Here is a 19,955-nt window from a genome sequence, read left to right on the forward strand (position 1 = left end):
CAGCATGGTTGGCTGGGTTGCTTTGATCACCGGGGGACTGACGGGAATTGGGCGCGCCGCCGCTCTGGCCTTTGCCAAGGAGGGCTCGATCGTCGTCGTCGCGGGGCGGCGCAACGAAGCCGGAGCAGAACTTGTCAAGGAACTTCGTGCTTTCGGTCCGGAAGCTGAATTTATCAACGCCGATGTTCGCAAGGAAGACGATGTCCGCGCGTTGATCGACAAGACCGTCGCGCGTTTTGGGCGTCTCGACGTTGCCGTGAACAACGCGGGTACGGAAGGTACTCCGCGCCCCGTGACCGAGCAGACGCCGGAAACATACGCCGCGACCTTCGACACCAATGTCCTCGGGGTGCTCCTTTGCATGAAGCATGAGCTGCGTGCGATGCAGTCTCAGGGCTTCGGCAGCATCATCAACATTTCATCGACCATGGGAAGCCGCGGCGCGCCGAACGCGTCGCTCTATGTCGCAAGCAAACATGCCGTGGAAGGCCTGACCAAATCAGGCGCGCTGGAGGCCGCGGCTTTCGGTGTCCGCGTCAATGCGGTTGCGCCCGGGCCGGTCGAGACCGCCATGCTAGATCGTTTCACCGGTTCGCATGAACGCAAGGCTGGACTGCTTGCTTCGATCCCGCTTCGCCGGGCAGGCAAGCCCGAAGAGCTGGCGGACGCGATTCTGTTCCTGGCCTCGGACAAAGCTTCGTTCGTCACGGGCCAGATCATCAACGTCAATGGCGGCAGGACGGCCAGTTAAAGCCTCACCCGGAACCAGGAGCTTCAACATGACCACCCATACCCACCAGACCGTGCCGACGCAATTCGTCGAGGCCAACGGCATCCGCTTCGCCTATCGGCGCTTCGGCAAGACGGGCAGCGTGCCGATCGTGATGAACATTCACTTTCGCGGTACCATGGACCACTGGGATCCCGCGATAACCGACGGGCTTGCTGAGCGCCGCGAAGTGGTCTTGTTCGACAACGCGGGGGTCGGCGCGAGCTCGGACGAAGTGCCCCCGACTTTCCCTGATATGGCGAGGGACGCGATCGCCTTCATCAAGGCACTCGAGATCGGCAAGGCCGACGTCCTAGGATACTCGATCGGCGGCAAGATCGCTCAGGAGATCGCGGTGCAGGCGCCGGATCTGGTGCGCAAGCTGGTACTGGTAGGCACGGGCCCGCGCGGCGCCGACACTGTGGCCAGCAAATCAGCAGAGATATTTTCGGCGACCTATGATCCGCCCGAACATCTTTGGATCGCGGCGCATTTTTCGCCCTCTGCAGCCGGCTGGGCGGCGGGTCTCGGGTATCTCGAACGTAAGCATCGCCGCCGGGACCGCAGTCCGGAGGTCCGCGAGACATCCGCCGCGACCCAGTACCAAGCAATCATCAAGTCGAACGAGAAAGTCGATGGTGTTCTCGATTACCTAAGTGAAATTCGCCACCCGACGCTCGTCGTGCATGGCCACAACGACCTGATCATTCCCACGATCAACGGATTCACACTGCAACAGCACCTGCCGAACGCGCAGCTCATCATCTATCCGGATTCCAGCCACGGGCCGTTCTACCAGTATCCGGAACTGTTCTTGGCCCACGCCTCCCTATTCCTGGATGCGTGACGCACCGTGACGATGTCGATCCGGTAGGCAGCTTATTCCAACGTACGGTCAGTGACGGTCCTCGCTTACTCAACGTCATTGGCCAGCTCGTAACCCAAGGAGGATGCCCATGAATTCCCAAGCCAAGATTCCCGTCGTCTTGATTACTGGGGCGCTAACCGGCATCGCCCGCGCCACCGCGCTCTCCTTCGCCCGCAAGGGAGCGAAGCTTGTGGCCTCCGGCCGCCACGAAGACGCCGGCACGGACCTTGCCGCCGAACTGCGCGCGGCCGGTGCCGAAGCCGAGTTCGTTCGCGCCGATGTTCGCCACGAGGAGGACGTTCGCGCACTGGTTGATATGACTGTCAAGCGCTTCGGTCGCCTCGATGTTGCCTTTAACGCCGCCGGCACCGAGGGTAAGCCCGGACCCGCCACCGAACAGACCGTGGAAAGCTACGCTGCGACCTTCGACACCAATGTGCTTGGCACGATCCTCAGCATGAAACATGAGTTGCGAGTCATGCAGGCGCAGGGCAAGGGCAGCATCATCAACGTTTCTTCGACCTTTGGTCACGAGGGTGGAGCCGGTGCATCGATCTATGCGGCGAGCAAGCATGCGGTCGAAGGGCTGACGAAGTCGGTTGCGCTCGAGTTCGGTGCCTCCGGCATTCGCGTCAATGCCGTGGCGCCCGGACCAATCCAGACTCCGATGCTCGATCGCTTTACTGGAGGCGAGGATGTCAAAGCCTATCTAGCCACGCTCAACGCCCAAAAGCGGATCGGCCAGCCTGACGAGATCGCCCGCGCCGTTCTGTATCTCGCTTCGGACGATGCGAGCTTCGTGACCGGCCACATCCTGAATGTCGATGGCGGCAAATCCGCAAGCTGAAGCTGGCGGCCAGACCAAAGTCCGGCAGGTCTCCTACCACAGGATCGGTGCGGGTGGAGTCGAAGGTCACCGAGCGCGCCGCGGCTTGACCGTTCTATACGAGGGCCGCCTCCTGATCGGAGGATCGTCGTCTCCGGCCGCTCGTTCGCGTGCGGACCAAAAAATCCATACAAACAGAGGTCAATACGATGAAAACAGTCAAGTTGCCTAGCGCCGAGCATCCCATCACGTTCGATAAAAATCCCAACAAAGTCGTCGTGTCGGTGGCAGGGAAGGTCGTCGCTGAATCGATGCAGACTCTTATTCTGCGCGAGGCGAAGTACCCGCCGGTCCTCTATATTCCGAGGGGCGACATCAATATGGCCGCGTTCGAGCGCAGCGCTGACACCACCTACTGCCCCTACAAGGGTGACTGCAATTACTTCAGCGTTCCTGCCGGCGGCGAACGTTCCAAGAACGCGGCCTGGACGTACGAGGCTCCCTTCGAGGCAGTTGCAGTCATTAGGGATCATCTTGCCTTCTATCCCGATCGCGTGGACGCAATTGTGGAGACGCCGGCTTAAGGCACGGCGCAGTCGTAGTCTCGAGCCCGCGTAGCTACGGCACGCGTCGACCAGGAAATCGGAAGGAATGTAAGATGGCCGTCAGTGCAGTGGCGTTGGAGCGGACCCCGGAAGGGGATCCAGTGCAGGCAGAACTGCTGGACGGACTTCTGTCGGTGCCGAAGACGTTACCGAGCAAGTACCTCTACGACGAGGAGGGATCTGAGCTCTTCGAATTGATCTGCGATCAACCGGAATACTATGTCGCGCGAACGGAGATCTCTCTACTGGCATCGATCGCCGCAGACATGACCTACGTCCTCAAGGACCGGTCCATGCTGGTTGAGTTCGGAAACGGCGCGAGCGTCAAGACACGTCTTCTATTGAATGCGCTGCCGCTTTTGTCCGCATACGTGCCTATCGACATCAGTCAGAGCGCTCTGTCGGCTGCTGCCCAGGCCATTCGTGGCGAATATCCCCGATTAAATGTGACACCGGTACTCGGCGATTTCACGCGCGATCTCAAACTACCGACCGCGATCGACGGCCGATCGATTGCGGGATTCTTCCCGGGGTCCACGATCGGCAATTTCTCGCCGTCTGCCGCGGTCGATTTCTTGAGTCGTGCGCGACAGTTGCTCGGACGATGCTCGAAACTTGTCGTTGGCGTGGATCTCCTAAAGTCTCCGCGCGTCCTCGTTTCTGCGTATGATGATGCTGAGGGCGTGACGGCGGCGTTCAACAAGAATCTGTTAGCCAGACTCAATCGCGAACTCGGAGCGAACTTTGACCTCGGATCGTTCAGGCACGTTGCCGTCTGGAACGCGGGAGAGAGCCGCATCGAAATGCATCTCGTCAGCCTCGTCCAACAGAAGGTGGCGTTGCTAGGCCGTTCGCTCGATTTTGCTGCGGGCGAAACTATTCACACAGAGAATTCCTACAAGTACTCTTCGGCAGCCTTCGCGAGGTTGGCTGCTCAGGCGGGCTGGTCTGTCGACAGGCGCTGGATCAGTGAGAACCCGAGTTTCGCGATATTCGCACTTTCCGCCGAATAGCGTGGTGCCGCGGGCGCGCAGTGCCGTATATCTAGGTGCAGTGCTAGTGCAACTAGCGTCGATGAGAAGACCGATCGGCCTAGGGCCGATGTTTGCCGGCGGGCTAGAAGGCGGAATTGGTGCGGTGGCTGTATCGAGGCGCACGTCCGTCAGCCGTTGGCGAATTTAAGATCGCCGATCTTCGATACGATTGTCTTTAGAAGAGGGGAGGTGTTGGCCTCGCTGTAGCCCAGCGATAGATCGATCGTCGGCGCGACGCCCGCGAGCGTGCGATAGATGATCGTCGCCGGCAGAAGGTTCCGCGCATAGAGCGGCATGAGAGAGATGCCGCCCGTGGACGCCACCAACGAGACCGCCATCGAGAGATTATCTACTAGGTGGTCCGGCGTGAGGTCGACGCCGATCTTCTTTCCGTATGCGTCGGTTACGTTCCGGAGCGCGGGCGACTTGTCGTGGGGGACACCCACGAGTTGCTCCGCCGCAATGTCCTTTGTCGTGATCGCATCCCGCTTCGCGAGACGATGCTCCTTGGGCATCAGAACAATCAGAGGCTCGTCAATTAACCTCGTAAATACGACGCCCGGGGCGTTGCGTTCGTGGCGGAGAAAGGCCAGGTCGATCTTTCCCCGTGTCAGGCCGTCCGCGAGATCCGGGGACGACGAGCTGAGGATGACGACCTCAGTGCTCGGCAATTCGTCGCGCAGAATTCGCATGACGGCAGCCAGCCAGTCGAATTCGTAGCCGGTCAGAAAGCCGATCACGAAGGATTTCTTCGCGGGGGTCGAAGCGCGTCGCGTCGCCTCCGTCGCGGCCTCGACCTGAAGCAGGACCACCCTAGCGTGGTCCAACAACACCCGTCCTGCCGCGGTTAGTTCGACGCCCTTGGCGCCGCGGATCATCAATTCGCATCCCAGTTCGGCCTCGAGGTCGCGCATCTGCCGACTAAGCGAAGGCTGGGCCGTATGGAGCCGCTTTTCGGCAGCGACCGTCATGCTGCCTTCCTCGGCGACGGCGACGAAATAGCGAAGATGGCGGAGGTCCATGGCATGCCTTTGAGGTATGGGCCCAGAGAAACAAAGTCTTTTTCCGTCGCGATGGCAAGGCCTATCTCTGCAGCCACCGGAGCGAAACGGCGCGTGGTCAGCGGCCAAGAGCATCGGGTTAGAAAATCAGACTGTGCAGGTATGCCTCCGAGAGGGGCCTGCCGAAGGAGAAGACCATGTCTATCCAAGCAACCGCCCCCGTCGTCCTGATCACCGGCGCACTGACCGGCATCGCCCGGGCAACTGCCTTCGCGTTCGCCCACCGGGGCGCGAAGATCGTCGTATCGGGTCGTCACGACGACGCCGGCGCAGCGCTAGCGAACGAACTGCGCGCCGTCGGAACCGAGGCCGAGTTCGTCCGCGCCGACGTCCGTCACGAGGACGACGTGAGCGCGTTAGTCGATCAGACCATCGCCCGCTTCGGTCGCCTCGACATCGCGGTCAACGCCGCCGGCACCGAGGGCAAGCCGGGTCCAGCCACTAGCCAGACGGCCGAGAGCTACGCGGCGACATTCGATACCAACGTCCTCGGTACGATCCTCAGCGTGAAGCACGAGCTGCGCGTCATGAAGGCGCAGGGCGCCGGCAGCATCGTGAACGTCTCGTCGACCTACGGCCACGAGGGCGCTGCCAACGCATCGATCTACGCCGCGAGCAAGCATGCCGTAGAGGGCCTCACGAGGTCCGTCGCTCTCGAAGTCGCCGGTGCCGGCATCCGCGTGAACGCGGTCGCGCCCGGCCCGACGCAGACCGGCATGCTCGATCGCTTCACCGGCAACGAGCAGAACAAGGCGGCTCTCGCCTCGGGCGTGCCGCTCGGCCGCATCGGCACCGTCGACGAACTGGCGCGGGCGATCGTCTTTGTCGGTTCGGACGACGCCTCATTCGTCACCGGACAGATCCTCACCGTCGATGGCGGAAAGACCGCCGGCTGAGACGGATCGAACGAATGCATCAACAGATCAAATCGAAGGATACGACAATGACCAATCTCACCAACAAGACTGCCCTCGTGACCGGCGCATCGCGCGGATTGGGTCGCGCGACGGCCCGCGCGCTCGCCACCGCCGGCGCTCACGTGATCGTGCACTACGGCAACGCCCAGGCGGAGGCCGAGAGCTTGCTCAAGGAAATCCGTGCGGGCGGGGGTAGAGCCGACGCGGTTCGGGCCGACCTCGGTTCGCTCGATGCGGTCGCCGACCTCGTCGAGAAGACGAAGGCAATCGTCGGCAGCAGACTTGACGTGCTCGTGGCCAACGCCGGCATCAGCGGCGCGGCCGCAATCGCGGACCAGAAACCGGCGGATTTCGATCGGTTTTACGCGGTGAACGTCCGCGCGCCTTACTTCATCGTGCAAGGGCTTCTGCCGCTGTTCGCCGAAGGCAGCAGCATCGTGCTTGTCTCCTCGCTCGCGGTGCAGGCGGCGGTCGGCGAACTGTCCGCCTACGCCGCATCCAAGGGCGCCGTCGATACGCTCGTGAAGCACTTCGCCGCCGCACTAGGTCCGAAGGGCATCCGCGTCAACGCGGTCGCGCCCGGTGTTATCGAGACCGACATGTCAAGCTTCGCGAAGACCGAACAGGGTCGGGCGTTCATCCTTAACATGCAGGCGCTCAAACGGATCGGTCAGCCCGAGGACGTCGCTCCCGTCGCCGCGTTCTTAGCCTCCGACGATGCCCGTTGGATCACGGGCACCACGATAGCCGTCGACGGCGGATCGAAGCTCTAGACCTCCCCGGAAAGGAACGTCGCCATGAAGACCGAGAACCTAAAGCTCTATCAGTCTAGCGCATCGCCGAATTCTCGCCGCGTGCGCATCTATCTGGCCGAACGGGGCATCTGCGTCGCGCAGGTGCCGGTGGATCTCGGCGCGAAGGAGCAGTTCTCCAGCGCCTTCGTGGCGATCAATCCGCGGCGCGTGGTGCCGGCTCTGGTTCTCGGCGACGGAACCACGATCGGAGAAGTGCCGGCGATCTGGCGCTACTTTGAAGAGGCTTATCCGGAGCGCCCGTTGATGGGTGCGACGCCGAAGGACAAGGCGCTCGCCTCCATGTGGGAGCGGCGCATGGAGTTGGAAGGCTTTGCCGCTGTGATGGAGACGGTGCGCAACAAGGCCGCGCATCTGAACGGCCGCGCCATCTCGGGTCCTCACGACTATGAGCAGATTCCCGCGATCGTCGATCGCGGCATGAAGCGAATCCAGGACTTCTGCGACGATCTGGAAGCGCGCCTTGCTGCCTCGCCGTTCGTGGCCGGCGAGCAGTACACGGTTGCGGACATCACCGGGCTCGTCACGATCGACTTTGCGTCCAAGGCTCTGAATCTTCCTCTACCCGACGGACCTGCGACTACGCGGTGGTACAACGCGCTCTCCGGTCGCGCCAGCTCGGCAGCATGAATTGAGCCGTTCCGCCGCCGCAGCCCCGGCTCCACGCAAGTTTTATCAGCGATCGAAATAAAATGCCGTCACCATCGGAATGTTCATCTCTCAAGCGTCAAGCCGATGGGTCGGAAAAAACGTGCGTTCAACACCGATGGGTGCTAGGCCGACGTGCCAGTCTCTGGGTCAGCTTCGGTGTATCTCTGCATACGCTGTGGACCAGCGCCGCACCAGCGCTCAGCTACCGGCTCTATATCGATCAATGGCAACTCTCACCGATAGAAACGATGAGTGTGTTCGCCATCTACCCGGTGTTCGTAGTAGCAACGCTGATACTTTTCGGCGGGTTGTCGGATCAAGTTGGGCGTCGATTGACGATGCTAGCGGCACTTTTCTGTTCACTTGCGGGCACACTCATGCTGGCCGACGCAGAGGGGCTCAGCTGGCTGCTCGCGGCGCGCGCGATTATGGGAGTTGCCGTGGGATTAGCGAGTGGATCCTCTACGGCAGCCATCCTTGAGTTCAGCGAAGATCCGGCGCGAGCTGTGGCAGCGACAAATGTGGCGCAGGCGATTGGCTTTGCCCTCGCATTGGTCTTGGGTGGTGCTGTGATACAGTACCTGCCCTGGCCACTCAGGTTGAACTTCCTAATGTTGGCGGCCGTGATCGTCGTTCTGATTGCTGCGGTCTGGTTCTTGCCGCAAGGCGCCGCGAGTGCGGGCGGCTGGTCGCCGCGCCTGCCCTACCTGCCGGCTGAGTCTCGCGTCGCCTTCAGCACCGCCGCCTTCGCCGGTGTATGTGCTTTTGCCTCAGGTGCTGCCTTGTTGTCTCTGGGCGGACAAATAGCGCACGACCTCGTGGGCTCGAACAATACGCTGATCAGCGGCACAATCCTTGCAAGCTTCGCTATTATCTCGGCAGCCGTCACGGGGGTTGGCCGCCAATTATCTCCAAGACTAGCGCTCTTCGTTGGAGTGGGCGCGATGAACATCGGCGTTGCTACCCTGTGGCTCGCAATCTTCTTTCGAGGCCTCATTCTATTGGTAGAAGCGACATCTCTTATGGGGGCAGGATACGCACTTTTGTTTATCAGCGCGCTTAATCTCGTAAACTCAACAACGCCAGTGCAGCACCGCGGTGGTGTCCTCTCGGCACTCTATTTGGTGGGTTATCTTTCTATGGGCTCATTTGCTCTTTCGCTCGGGGTGGTCGCTCAATTTTCTGGACTGGCTACTGCTGTCGCCATGGGATCTGTCGTACTTGCTTCTTTTGGTTTTATTGCCCTATTTCTCTAAGTTACATTGCCCGATCGGCCCTGAATTCGTTGGCCTCAATTGATAAGCGCGCGTTTGAAACGGCCGGACAAGCGATCATCACGCCTCGGAGCGGCACCTGTTGGAGTAATATCAAATCGGGTGCGGATCGTAGCCGCTCGGAGCGGGATCGGCATCAAGGTCACGACAGAGATCGAGATGGCTGCTGCGCTGGAACGGGTAAGGGCGCCCGCCTCGAGAACGGCCTGCTCGTCGTTGACCTGGTGCGCGAGATCCCCGAGGCGATGAAGCGCCACCGTATCGAGATCAACGGCGCAACCCCGAGCAAAGTAACGCAGATCGAAGCCAAGGCAGCCTGATTACCGGACCAGGTGGACAGGTTCGATCGCGGCCGCGTGGGCTTCCCCCGCGCGGCCTTCCCTCAACTCGTCTCGAATGGAGGCAGCCATGCGGCCGACGACCCCGCTCGAAGATAACGTATTCGACTTCGCATACCGAAAGCGCTCATACAGTCTATAGCCTGTTCCCGCGCTTGCTTCGTCCAACGAACTGAACGCGATCGGTTGCAGTCTTTCAGGAGGTTGTCCGTTCGGCCCTGACCGACGCCGAGCGCGACCATAACGGCCAGCACGACTGCCGCCGCGATCTTGCCGATAAACGTGCCGAAAAGCACCCTGAGCGTGCGAGTGAGATTGCCTTGTACCGAACGCCGAAACAACGGGCCGGCGGAAGGGTTCGCTTCGCGACGGGAGCCGACGACCACTCAAGGGACGACCCCCGATCCGGACGTCGCCGGAGCACGATTCGCCTGTACCGGAAGCCGTGAACGAAAGAGAGACCGCAGCCGCCGTACGTCGGAACGGAGGCAGAAATTACGGCGCTGGTCACCAAGGTCGGCCGGCTTAGAGCCTTGTTTTTCGGCGCTTGAGGTTATATATTCCGATCGGTCGGAAGAATTACTGGTACCGCGATGTCCACCGAACCTGAACTGCTCACGACCTCCGAAGCTGCCGTTGTGGCAGGCGTCGACGTGCGCGACGTCAACCGATTGATCGATGAACACATCCTGCCCGAGGGGTTGTACACAAACGAGGACAGCCGGCGGGTTTGGCCCGGTACCTGTGCGCTTATTCGTTTCTATTATGACGCCGCGCCGTCGCTCACGGCGCAAGAGCGCAAACATGCGATCGATACGCTCTGCCGCAAGGCGAACGCAAGGGCCACCGTGCGGTTCATCGTGACCTGGCGAACCAAGCCTCCTCGTTGGAAGGTCGAACACCGCTTCCTGACGCTGAACTTCGATCGCTTCATTGCGGACACGTTGGCCGAGCACGACAAGTTGACGCGTGCTCGCGCCGCCGTGACGGAAGATTCGGAAATCCTGGGCGGTACACCCGTGATTAAGGGAACGCGCGTGCCTGTCTATGATGTTGCGGCATCTGCTGCCGCAGGCGTTCCCACGCGCCAGCTTCAGGAGGCCTATCCCAGCCTGACGCGAGAGCTTATCGAATTGGCAATTCTCTATGCCAAGGCGACGCCGCCCCGGGGCCGTCCACGGCAAGCGCGGCGCGTAGCGCCAATGCTGCCGTCGCGGAAGGTTCCTCGGCGGCGGCGACATGAAGCTTCTCATTGATGAATGTTTGAGTCCTGAGTTAGTGGACATGGCGCGCGAGCGCGGCCATGGCGAAAGCTCTCATGTCGTTTGGATCGGTCGCCAAGGCATCAAGGATTGGGACTTGCTGAAAATCGTCCTTGAAGGCGATTGGACCCTTGTAACCCGCAACGCCTACGACTTTCGCGGGCCAGAGGCCGCGCCGGGAACGCGGGGCCAGTATCAGCGGGCTGAAATACATGCGGGCCTTATTTGCCTCAACGGCCCAGAAGGAATGGATCTCGATATGCAGCGCGATCTGTTTGAAGCAGCACTCGATGAACTCGACAGAGACAGCGACCTCGTCAACGTGGTTCTAGAACTGACCCTGGAGACTGATCAATCCGATGAAATCGTCATCGACCGTTACCCGCTCCCGGCGGATGAAGCGGGTTGAAAACAGACCTCATGGCTCGGTCAATTCGGCCAATCCGTTTGTCCGCACGATGTAAGCAATTGTCTTGTCGATAGGCCGGGCGGCCGCCTGCCTGTGCCTGTCGAGTTCTTTCTCGGTGCTCGGGTCTTTGCCTTCCTTGAGCAGGTCTTCGGCCTAGAGCGTTTCACATTTGATTGAAGCATAACCGGCGCTGGCGAAGTAGTTGGCGCATTCGCGAGGCTGGATGTCCTGGACGAGGTGACCGATGTGGCGCCAAGTGTCCTCGATGGTGCGCTTCTGAGCTTGCCGCATCCAATGTTTGATCTTGGAGAAAGCCTGTTCGATCGGGTTAAGGTCGGGCGAGTATGGCGGCAGGTACCAGAGCCTGGCGCCGGCCGCCCTGATCATCTGCCTGACGGCTTTCGACTTGTGGCTTCCGAGATTGTCGAGAATGACGATGTCGCCTTGGCGCAGGGTCGGCAGGAGGATGTGCTTGACGTAACCGCGGAAGCATTCACCGTTGATTGGGCCGTCGAAGACGCAGGGTGCCGTGAGTTGGTCATGGCGGAGCGCGCCGAGGAATGTGAGGGTACGCCAGTGACCGTGCGGAGCGAAGCCGCGCAGGCGAGCCCCTTTGGGTCCCCAGCCTCGCAAAGGGGCCATGTTGGTCTTGATCCAGGTCTCATCGATGAAGACGAGCCGGCCCGGATCGAGCCCGGCCTGCCAGGATCGCCAACGCAAGCGCTTACGAGAGACGTCGGCGCGAGCCTGTTCGAGGGCGAACAGTGTTTTTTTGAACCGCAGCCCTTCCCGGCGCAGGAACAGCCAGACCGCATTGTGTGAGACCTTGACCCCGCGGGCTGCCAGTTCCGCCTTCAGACCATGCAGCGTCAGGTGCGGCGTCTGAGTGATCCGCTCGACGATGAAGCCGCGGTGCGGATCAAGCACAGGCTTTCGGTGACCACCCATCTTGCCAGGCGCTACCGAGCCGGTCGTTCGATAACGCTGTGACCACTTCACAACTGACGAGACCGCAACGCCAACCGTTCCGCCACAGATCGGCAGCTCTCACCTTTGGAAACGGCGGATACCGCGCGCTTACGTAAATCGTTGGAAATTGGTCGGACCATCGGATGCTGGCTTCCAGCCCAGCCAGCATCTTGAATCATATTCGCCCCAGCTCCGGAATCCCTTCCGATTCAATAAATCTGTGAACCGCTCTAGTCGCGCTCTCGCCGCGCGTCGGCGAGCGAGAACGTGCCATCCTTGTCCGTCCCCGTACGGGTTGGCACTCGCGCCATCGTTCTTGCGGGCCACCTGCTCAATTCCATCGTTCGGAATATCGAAATTCGCCGCGGCTCATTTGGCTTGGTGATACCAGCAAAGCGGATGCCTGCAGCAGGCTTTTGCTTCCATTTTCAATGTGCTGTGACGATTGTCGCGAGAAATCCGGAATCGAACCAGTTGCTTAAGTTATTGTTATTATTATATTTTTTCCTTGGTGCCCCTGGCCGATAATTGCCTAGAGCCATAACCATTTGAATTTGAAGCTACTTTTGTCGTCAATTGCTGCCGATACCAGCACAAATACCAGCAGGATGACGCGCGGTATTCGCCGACAAAAATAAAATAGCAGGCTTCCGGCAGCGGGCACGCCTGTGCCGTTCCAGACTCCACAATTCACCCGACGGGAATCGAACCCGGCTCTGGCTCGAAATCCCGCGAGGTCAAAGAAGGGTCTTGTCATGTGGATCCGTCATTCCAACGATGCCTAGCGAAACACCTGCCTCGTCCTAGAGACTTCGGAGGACTGCTCGGTTGCGCTTGGCGCAAGACCGACGCCGAAAGCGCCGATCGCGCGACGCTGATCCGCTATATGCTGGACCGCCATGCCGATGGCGTGCCAGTGTCCGGCAACGCTGCGGATCATGGGCTACAGGGACCTATGTCACCTCGGTTTGCGCCACAGCTTCGCGAGCATCGCCAACGATCTCGGCTTTACCGAGGTGACGATCGCGGCGCTGGTTGGCCATGCCAAGGGCTCGGTAACGAGCAAGTACATCCATACACTTGACACGGCCCTCATCATGGCTGCGGACACGATCTCCGGCTACATCCAAGGGCTCCTCGATGGCATCGAGTTCAAGCAGACTGCCTACGCGTTGGATCGCGATTCGCAAAAGGGCCGCCCTGGCGCGCTTCCTAAAGAGAGCTTCGAGTGGCGACCAACAGCTGATCGAGCAGGAGTGCCAATTGGCGGCTTAGTTAGGGTCTATACCAGTCCTGGCGGGCTAGCCTTAGTAGCAGCGAAAAACCTCCGAGGCGCGACCAGGCGCAAGAAGCAGCCTAGGACCGGGGTGCCGCATCGTTCGAATTTGTTGAACGATAAGTCCGAAGATCGGCTACTTCCCTAGATGGCAGCTGAACTCCGAAGATGGGTCATACGGCCATGCGGTCTTGGTTCAAAGGATTCGGGGGATGCAATGACACTAGAGCTTCAGCGGCACGTGCAGAAGGATGGTGCGAGCCCCTTCTACATTGATGAACTCATCAAATGTCGTCGGGCGAAACGTGGCTTTACAGACAAATCCGTTCCAACCGAAGTTGTTAAGGATATCCTCTCGATCGCTAGGTTCGCCCCTAGTTCGAGCAACACTCAACCGTGGAAATGCTACGTATTGACCGGGAAGGCCCGCGAGCGCGTAGTTGCTGCAGCGGTGAAGAATTTCAATGACAACCATGACAAACTGACTCCGGAATATCCATTTTTTCCGGAACCACTTCACGAGCCCCATTTGTCGGTCTTCACCAAGTTTCGTGGTCAACTAGGAGACGCGCAGGGGGTAGAAAGAAGCGACAAGGAAAGCCGCCGCCGCGATGTAGCGAGACAGTTTATGTTCTTTGGCGCGCCAGTCGGTCTCATTTTCACGATGGACCGGAAACTGGTCCCCGCAAGCTTCATCTGCTACGGCGCCTTCCTCCAAACGGTAATGTTGGCGGCTCAGGGCCGAGGACTTGATACGCTTCCTCAACAGATTTGGTCGTTGCAATATCAAGTGCTGCGCAAGGAGCTTGGCATTCCTGAAAGCGATATGGTCGTGTGCGGCATGTGCATTGGCTACGCAGACAACGGCCTTCCCGAGAACAACATGGCGCTTGATAAGTTCGGGCCGGAGAAGTTCGCAACGTTCCTCGACGTCTAGACATCCCTGTGCTGGGTACGGATTATCTTGAAGGGGCCGTCCCTTCGATAAGCGGTACCCAGCCATCGATCGATCGTACGTCGTCCAACCATCTGAGAATTCCGGGGTATCGCTCCATCTGGTATCCGCCCTCTGCAGCCAGGGACACGTAGGCGAAGACTGCAGTGTCGGCTATCGTGTAGCCATTACCCACTAGCCAGTCTCGATTTCCAATCCAGTTCTCGAGTTTTTGTAAAGCGCTGTATCCGTCCTTTTGCCGGTAGGCGATTTCGCCTGCCATCTGGGATGCTTGGCCGCGAAGATTGTAAACACGTGGATATGCGATGGCCTTTTGAAGATCGGCTTGTTCGAAAAACAGCCAGCTGAGCACCTCCGTGCGCGCATGCCGGTCGCCAGGAAGAAAACGCGTTCCTTCTGCCAAATGCATCAATATGGCGCCGGACTCCACGATGGGGCGACCATCCTCCAACACTAATGTCGGGACTCTCGAGAACCGGCTAATTCTTTCGAAATCCGGTTGTTGCGTATCGCCTCGGACCAAGTCCAGAGTAATTCTCTCGTACTTGAGGTTCAGCTGAGAAAGCAGAATTCGGACCTTCCAACAGTTTCCAGATAGCAGGCTATCGTAAAGACGAAACATGGCTTACTCCGGCGAATGGCTTACTCCGATGGGCATCGAGTTCGAGACAGAATACGAGCCACTGGTGTCGAGAGACAAGCAAGGGGTGTGCCTGTTGAGGTCAGAACGGCGGGTGTCTAGAATAGCTTAAATCGATCTGTACATCTAAAAGTGCGAGCCGCGTCTTTTGTCAGCCTGAGGTACACATCAATCAGCTTGCGTCATGCTTGATCTCAAGGATGTCTTCTATTTTGTCCAGGTTGTTGACAGAGGGGGCTTTACCTCTGCGAGTAGATCGTTGGGCTTGCCGAAATCCACCTTGAGCCATCGGATAAGAGAACTCGAGGGCACTTTGGGCGTAACGTTACTCAACAGAACATCGCGTCGTTTCGGTATGACCGAAGTAGGGACGCAGTTCTATCATTACGCTCAGACATTGCTGCAGACGGCCGAGGTCGCGGAGGAGGCGGTGCGCCAGAGGGCAACCGAGCCCAGCGGCGTCATCAGAATGACGACGGCCGTCGAAATCGCTCAGTTCGCATTGAAGGACCTGATACCGATATTTCTCAAGAAGTATCCGAAAGTTCAGATCGTGGAGATTACTACGGATGCCCTCGTCGATATCGTCGCCGACGGCTTCGACCTGGCTTTGCGGGGCCATACCTCGCCGTTGCAGAATTCATCCCTGGTCCAGCGGGCCATAGCGCGCGCGCCGTGGTACTTGTTCGCCGGACCTGGATATTTGGACGCCAGGGGTGCCCCCACCACCCCTGAGGAAATTGCCCAACACGATACTATCTCGATAGCGAGGACGAGCTCATCGAATCTGGTATTGACGGGCCCCAACGGCCGCAGGTGCATCGTGCAGACGGCACCTCGCTTTCAGAGCAACAATCTTGTTGCGCTGAAGGAATCAGCATGCGCCAATCTGGGCATCGCCGCATTGCCAGGTTACATTTGTCGAGACGAAATTGCTGCGGGAAAGCTGAAGCAGATATTGCCGCGTTGGATTGCGGCAGACGCGCGCGTCTCGGCCCTTATCCCATATAAGCGGGGCCTTCTTCCTGCGGTCAGGGCCTTGGTCGATTTCCTGGCGTCGGAGATACCGCGCGTGACCGCATTCGAGCCTGCGCCGGCGGAAGACGTGCACGCCAAAGCGTCGAGCAAGCGATCGACCTGAAGATTTGCCGCTCCGTCCAACAAATTGAACGCTACGTCCTTCGCTGAGCATCTTCATATTCCTCAGTAGCGCTGCCATCCTTCGCGATGGGTAGAGACGCCGCTTCAGCGGCCTGTGATCGCGAGGGTTTAAGATGAACAACATGACTATCGGCGGCGTCAACAACCAGGTATTTGTGGCCGCAAATCTCGGCAGGATTGAGCACTTCTATTCAACACTTCTTGGCCTGCCAGTCGTGAAGCGGACTGTCCATCATTTGGACCCGCGATTGCCAGTCATTACTTTTGGATTTCAGGGATTCAAGGGCGAGCCGAAGCGCGGTCACACGATCAGCTACATCGAGTGGAATCCGATTTTCTACATGATGCCGCAAACTGGATTCGTGGATCCAAAAACGGCCGTCGCCGGCGTTACGTCGCCGCGGGTTGGAGACCCAAAGGGGCGTTGGGGGGCCGGTACAAACCATCATCTGGCTCTTCACGTTCCTACAAGAAACGGCCTCTTGAAATGGAAGCGGAGACTCACCGACCAGGGTATCCACGTTACGGGGCCCTACAACCGCAACTACTTTCATGCGATCTACCTCCGCGACCCCGATGGCGCGATCATCGAAATCGCGACCACCGAACCTGGGTTCGGGCACGATGAAGCGGTTCTCGGGTCTGGGTTCCGGTCTCAGCCGAAGGAGAACCTTATTGGCGGTCGCGACGAGGTGTTGACGGCAGCCGAAACTTGGCCCCGTGCCGTCCCGTCGATTACGGATGACTTTGCGCTGCGCGGTTTCCACCACATCACGTCGATCTCGTCGAACGCCGAGCGGACCGAAAAGTTCTTCGTCGAAACGGTCGGGCTTCGATTGATCAAAAAGACCGACTATTTGGATGAGCGCGGAGGTACGCACTATTACTACGCGTGCGACGATGACCTCTCGCCTGGCTCGGTCTTGACCTTCTTTGGGCTGCCTGGGTATTCCGCCGGACATTTGGGCACAGGATTATCGCATCACTTTTCCTTGGAAGTGGAGAACGACGCGGCTCTTACGCATGAGCACCAACGCCTAAAACGGGCTGACGTGAAGGTGTCGGACGTTTATGACTGCCTCTACAGCAAGCTGTTCTACTTCCGGGATCCGGATGGGCACATTTGCGCCCTTTCCACGCCAACTCAACTGACGATCGACGAACCCGTTGAAGAGCTCGGGACCAAGCTTTGCTTGGCGCCGGATTTGGAAGATCGCCGCATTGAGATAGAGCGCAATATGGCGTTGCGCCCAGCTCCTGTACCGCTTCCTCAGAATTGAAGGAGCCGGCACCGTGCTGAAGCCAGCCGCGCCTCGCTCCGAACGTGTAATTAGCGGGGGGATCCTGCGGTGCTTGCCGCAGGAAACCCTGCGGTGGGGGATGGGGATCGTCGATGCGGCCCTCCGGGAGCTGGCTGACGACGGCCTAGAGCGGCCGATGATCTTTACGGTTGAGCCGCTGCTGCGCTCAACCGATCGGCTCATTCTTCCGCATCTTCATGACGTCTCAGGAATCATCTCCGATTTTCCGCCTCATGCGCCCGATACAGCGATCGAAAGTGCGCTTGACCGCTGCATCCTAGCGGGCGCCTGCTCGATCGTTGCCTATGGAGGCGGCTCGGTTTTGGATGCCGCCAAGGCCGTTTCTCATTTTCATTCGCTTCGTCAGGGGCGCCATCTTCCGATAGTCGCTCTGCCGACCACTCTCTCGGGATCCGAGTTCTCTCACTATTTCGGTGTCACGGAAACGTCAGGGGCGCGACCATTCAAGAGAAGCTACGCCGAGCGCGACACAGTTCCGAAGATTGTGCTGATGGATCCGAGCTTGCTCATCAACACACCCCGGGCGTTGCTCTTGTCGTCTGCCGTCAAGGGGCTGGATCATGCCATCGAAGGTATGCGACTAGTCGACGTCGACCACCCACATGCCATCATGGCTGCGGCAGGGGCGAGGAGATTTTTTGACGTACTAGAGCAGTGGCCAACTGATCTGGAAACCGGCGAGGCCGTTCAACGAGGAGCGGTTCATCCGGACGCTCTGCTTCAGCTGCAGTTGGCCGCGTGGCAATGCTATTTCTATCCGGCATCGGTCATCTACGGGCTCAGTCATCGAATCGGACATATCTTGGGTGGGACGTTTGGATTTCCACATAGCGTCACGTCATGCATAACGCTTGCGCCTGTCGTCCGAAATTGTGAAGCGCGGTATGGCAATAAACTTCGGGTGTTCAATTCGCCAGGAGAACCTAATCCAGGGGCGGCACTCGCCGCCAGAATAGAGAGTCTTGTGGCGCGCCTCGGGTTACCAAATCGGCTGCGATCGTTTGAGATGGGACTGTCGGCGCTTCCGGAGATCACTGATCTTCTGCGAGCGAATTATCAGAGCGAAGTCGCCGATCTTGGAGAAGACGCTGATCGAAAACTTGAAGCCCTGTTACGAAGCCTGTGGTGAGCCAGGATGACGTCGCCATCCGTGGCCGAGATGCTAGTTGAGCTTCAGTCGGGCGCGACAACGTCGCGTCAACTTGTGCAGGTAGCACTTGAAAAGGCAAAACGTTGTGCAGCTGAGTTGAATGCCTTTGCGGCGATCGATGAAAGCGTGTTGGCTCTCGCAACCGAGAGCGACTGGCGATACGCAGAAGGTTCGGCAAGAGCTCTTGAGGGCATTCCGATCGTCGTCAAGGACATCATCGATACCGCTGGTGTTGAGACCCGGTATGGATCGGCCGCTTACATCGGTAACGTTCCGAGAGCCGACGCCCGGGTGGTTCGTGATCTGCGCAATGCCGGTGCAATCATCCTTGGAAAGACGACCACACACGAATTTGCCTGGGGCGTCACTACATCGAGCGAAGCGTTTGGCAATACGCTCAATCCAAACGATTCCGCGCGAATTCCAGGAGGATCGAGCGGTGGCTCGGCCGCAGCAGTTGCTTACGGAGTGGTTCCGGTCGCTATTGGCACGGATACAGGAGGTTCGGTTCGAATTCCGGCCGCACTTTGCGGGGTAGTTGGACTAAAGCCGACGTACGGCGTTCTCTCACCCGATGGAGTATTTCCACTCGCTCCAACGCTGGACCATGTGGGCCTGATTTGCCAAACGGCCGAGGATCTCATCGTTCTTGCCGGTGCTTTGGGCATGAACGTAACGCCAGATGATTCCTGGCGTGACGCCAACGTGAAGCGAACGATTGGCGTACTTAAAGTGCCAAGCGATGTTCCGGTCGACGCGGCCATTTGGAGCGACCTTTCGACGGTCGTTGAAGGGTTGCGTCATGATCATAACCTAATGGAGATCGAGACACGCCTAGATGAGGCTTACTCGATCTTTGCCAACCTGGTGCTGGCCGAGGGAGGTATGATACATTTTTCGCGCAACTCCTCAGAGCTAATTCGCCAAAGCTACGGTAGAGAGACAGTTGCCAGGCTCGAGCGTGCGCGCATGCTCAGCATCGACGATTTCGCACGAGCCCAAGAGGCAAGGCGGCGGTTCTCGTCGAAGATTGCATCCCTTTTTGAGCAAATTGAGCTTCTCATTTTGCCTACGTGCCCCTGTACTGCACCCCTGGTAGGAGCGGACGATGTCCGGATTGGAGCATGGAGCGGTGACGTCCGCAAAGCGCTCATGACCTACACGGCACCCTTCAACCTCGTTGGATATCCTGTCGTGACTCTGCCCTTGCCGCGAAGAGCCGGTGTCCTGCCGGCGGGCCTGCAGATCGTGGGCCGCAGAGGAAGGGATCGCGATGTCATTAATGCCGCGGTGCAGTTCCAGAGGCTGGTCATCGAGCTCAGCTGCAGCAATGCAATTAGTTAGATCCGGCTGGCCGCCGGCGGATGATCGATGTTTCTGCGCATCGAAATAAGCGATGGCCTAGTTGCTTGGGTCGAAGGCACACGCCGGGCTTAGGTGTCAATCGGCCTGTAAATTTGACCCCTCATCGGCGTCCAATTTTGACCCCTTCGTGCGCCGCGGTTTGACGGTAGCGCTCGGCTCGTTGGAGCTGGCCGGGATAGCGGAGACGAGACGAGCGCGGGTGGCGTGATCGTCGTCGCGGCTTTTGAAGCGCCAGCTGTCATTGCCGGTCTCGACGATGTCACAGTGATGGGTCAACCGATCGAGCAGCGC

The 19,955-nt window shown here is 59.1% G+C and carries 21 protein-coding genes and 1 pseudogene; 18 read left to right on the plus strand and 4 right to left on the minus strand.

Annotated elements, in window-relative coordinates; all coding sequences use genetic code 11:
• Nucleotides 1-4 precede the first annotated feature (4 nt).
• The 5 genes from AC1DW2_RS33610 to egtD all read left to right on the plus strand — a co-directional run bounded on the left by AC1DW2_RS33610 (nucleotide 5) and on the right by egtD (nucleotide 4,081).
• Nucleotides 5-751, plus strand: coding sequence for an SDR family NAD(P)-dependent oxidoreductase (locus AC1DW2_RS33610; RefSeq protein WP_477008107.1), 747 nt, complete (start codon nucleotides 5-7; stop codon nucleotides 749-751).
• Nucleotides 752-779: 28 nt separating this feature from the next.
• A complete protein-coding gene (locus tag AC1DW2_RS33615; RefSeq protein WP_477008108.1) occupies nucleotides 780-1,616 on the plus strand; it encodes an alpha/beta fold hydrolase in 837 nt (278 codons plus the stop codon).
• A 109-nt stretch (nucleotides 1,617-1,725) separates the two neighbouring features.
• Nucleotides 1,726-2,484 carry an SDR family NAD(P)-dependent oxidoreductase gene (locus tag AC1DW2_RS33620; RefSeq protein WP_477008109.1) on the plus strand — a complete coding sequence of 253 codons (759 nt, stop codon included), beginning with the start codon at nucleotides 1,726-1,728 and terminating at the stop codon, nucleotides 2,482-2,484.
• Between the two features lie 188 nt (nucleotides 2,485-2,672).
• Nucleotides 2,673-3,047 carry a DUF427 domain-containing protein gene (locus tag AC1DW2_RS33625; protein ID WP_477008110.1) on the plus strand — a complete coding sequence of 125 codons (375 nt, stop codon included), beginning with the start codon at nucleotides 2,673-2,675 and terminating at the stop codon, nucleotides 3,045-3,047.
• 74 nt (nucleotides 3,048-3,121) lie between these two features.
• A complete protein-coding gene (gene egtD / locus AC1DW2_RS33630) occupies nucleotides 3,122-4,081 on the plus strand; it encodes an L-histidine N(alpha)-methyltransferase (RefSeq protein ID WP_477008111.1) in 960 nt (319 codons plus the stop codon).
• Nucleotides 4,082-4,230: 149 nt separating this feature from the next.
• Here egtD and AC1DW2_RS33635 read toward each other — a convergent pair whose 3' ends face one another.
• Nucleotides 4,231-5,124, minus strand: coding sequence for a LysR family transcriptional regulator (locus tag AC1DW2_RS33635; protein WP_477008112.1), 894 nt, complete (start codon nucleotides 5,122-5,124; stop codon nucleotides 4,231-4,233).
• Nucleotides 5,125-5,300: 176 nt separating this feature from the next.
• On the opposite strand from AC1DW2_RS33635, the gene AC1DW2_RS33640 reads away from it, so the two are divergent.
• From AC1DW2_RS33640 to AC1DW2_RS33670, 7 genes are all read left to right on the plus strand, one after another.
• Nucleotides 5,301-6,059 carry an SDR family NAD(P)-dependent oxidoreductase gene (locus tag AC1DW2_RS33640; RefSeq protein WP_477008113.1) on the plus strand — a complete coding sequence of 253 codons (759 nt, stop codon included), beginning with the start codon at nucleotides 5,301-5,303 and terminating at the stop codon, nucleotides 6,057-6,059.
• Nucleotides 6,060-6,106: 47 nt separating this feature from the next.
• On the plus strand, nucleotides 6,107-6,853 hold the full coding sequence (locus AC1DW2_RS33645) for an SDR family NAD(P)-dependent oxidoreductase (RefSeq protein ID WP_477008114.1): 747 nt from the start codon (nucleotides 6,107-6,109) through the stop codon (nucleotides 6,851-6,853).
• A 24-nt stretch (nucleotides 6,854-6,877) separates the two neighbouring features.
• Nucleotides 6,878-7,522, plus strand: coding sequence for a glutathione S-transferase family protein (locus AC1DW2_RS33650; protein WP_477008115.1), 645 nt, complete (start codon nucleotides 6,878-6,880; stop codon nucleotides 7,520-7,522).
• A 62-nt stretch (nucleotides 7,523-7,584) separates the two neighbouring features.
• Complete coding sequence (locus AC1DW2_RS33655; protein WP_477008116.1) at nucleotides 7,585-8,799, plus strand: MFS transporter; 1,215 nt, start codon at nucleotides 7,585-7,587, stop codon at nucleotides 8,797-8,799.
• A 29-nt stretch (nucleotides 8,800-8,828) separates the two neighbouring features.
• The gene (locus AC1DW2_RS33660) at nucleotides 8,829-9,137 is read left to right on the plus strand and encodes a hypothetical protein (protein ID WP_477008117.1); all 309 of its coding nucleotides are present in this window, start codon (nucleotides 8,829-8,831) and stop codon (nucleotides 9,135-9,137) included.
• A 611-nt stretch (nucleotides 9,138-9,748) separates the two neighbouring features.
• Nucleotides 9,749-10,411 carry a DUF433 domain-containing protein gene (locus AC1DW2_RS33665; protein WP_477008118.1) on the plus strand — a complete coding sequence of 221 codons (663 nt, stop codon included), beginning with the start codon at nucleotides 9,749-9,751 and terminating at the stop codon, nucleotides 10,409-10,411.
• On the plus strand, nucleotides 10,395-10,826 hold the full coding sequence (locus tag AC1DW2_RS33670) for a DUF5615 family PIN-like protein (protein WP_477008119.1): 432 nt from the start codon (nucleotides 10,395-10,397) through the stop codon (nucleotides 10,824-10,826). Before AC1DW2_RS33665 ends, AC1DW2_RS33670 begins: the two co-directional genes overlap by 17 nt.
• A gap of 153 nt (nucleotides 10,827-10,979) precedes the next feature.
• Here the strand turns inward: AC1DW2_RS33670 and AC1DW2_RS33675 are convergent.
• A protein-coding gene (locus AC1DW2_RS33675) for an IS630 family transposase (RefSeq protein WP_477008130.1) occupies nucleotides 10,980-11,935 on the minus strand; the annotation gives its coding sequence in 2 pieces (ribosomal slippage) (nucleotides 10,980-11,848 and nucleotides 11,848-11,935; 957 coding nt in all).
• An 828-nt stretch (nucleotides 11,936-12,763) separates the two neighbouring features.
• Here AC1DW2_RS33675 and AC1DW2_RS33680 point away from each other — a divergent pair.
• Nucleotides 12,764-13,070 (plus strand): annotated as a pseudogene (locus AC1DW2_RS33680) (integrase); the annotation flags it as partial.
• 218 nt (nucleotides 13,071-13,288) lie between these two features.
• Nucleotides 13,289-14,008 carry a nitroreductase gene (locus AC1DW2_RS33685; protein WP_477008120.1) on the plus strand — a complete coding sequence of 240 codons (720 nt, stop codon included), beginning with the start codon at nucleotides 13,289-13,291 and terminating at the stop codon, nucleotides 14,006-14,008.
• A gap of 22 nt (nucleotides 14,009-14,030) precedes the next feature.
• Here the strand turns inward: AC1DW2_RS33685 and AC1DW2_RS33690 are convergent, their stop codons facing one another.
• Nucleotides 14,031-14,648 carry a glutathione S-transferase family protein gene (locus tag AC1DW2_RS33690; RefSeq protein WP_477008121.1) on the minus strand — a complete coding sequence of 206 codons (618 nt, stop codon included), beginning with the start codon at nucleotides 14,646-14,648 and terminating at the stop codon, nucleotides 14,031-14,033.
• Nucleotides 14,649-14,850: 202 nt separating this feature from the next.
• On the opposite strand from AC1DW2_RS33690, the gene AC1DW2_RS33695 reads away from it, so the two are divergent.
• From AC1DW2_RS33695 to AC1DW2_RS33710, 4 genes are all read left to right on the plus strand, one after another.
• The gene (locus AC1DW2_RS33695; protein ID WP_208827882.1) at nucleotides 14,851-15,807 is read left to right on the plus strand and encodes a LysR substrate-binding domain-containing protein; all 957 of its coding nucleotides are present in this window, start codon (nucleotides 14,851-14,853) and stop codon (nucleotides 15,805-15,807) included.
• Nucleotides 15,808-15,940: 133 nt separating this feature from the next.
• Nucleotides 15,941-17,107 (plus strand): VOC family protein, encoded by a 1,167-nt coding sequence (locus AC1DW2_RS33700; protein WP_342738456.1) that lies wholly within the window; start codon nucleotides 15,941-15,943, stop codon nucleotides 17,105-17,107.
• A 73-nt stretch (nucleotides 17,108-17,180) separates the two neighbouring features.
• Nucleotides 17,181-18,278 carry an iron-containing alcohol dehydrogenase gene (locus AC1DW2_RS33705; RefSeq protein WP_477008122.1) on the plus strand — a complete coding sequence of 366 codons (1,098 nt, stop codon included), beginning with the start codon at nucleotides 17,181-17,183 and terminating at the stop codon, nucleotides 18,276-18,278.
• 6 nt (nucleotides 18,279-18,284) lie between these two features.
• On the plus strand, nucleotides 18,285-19,643 hold the full coding sequence (locus AC1DW2_RS33710; RefSeq protein ID WP_194391230.1) for an amidase: 1,359 nt from the start codon (nucleotides 18,285-18,287) through the stop codon (nucleotides 19,641-19,643).
• A gap of 96 nt (nucleotides 19,644-19,739) precedes the next feature.
• Here AC1DW2_RS33710 and AC1DW2_RS33715 read toward each other — a convergent pair.
• The coding region (locus AC1DW2_RS33715; RefSeq protein WP_477008123.1) for an ATP-binding protein at nucleotides 19,740-19,955 on the minus strand (216 nt) is incomplete at its 5' end.

The organism is Bradyrhizobium sp. P3_C3 (genome assembly GCF_056402655.1).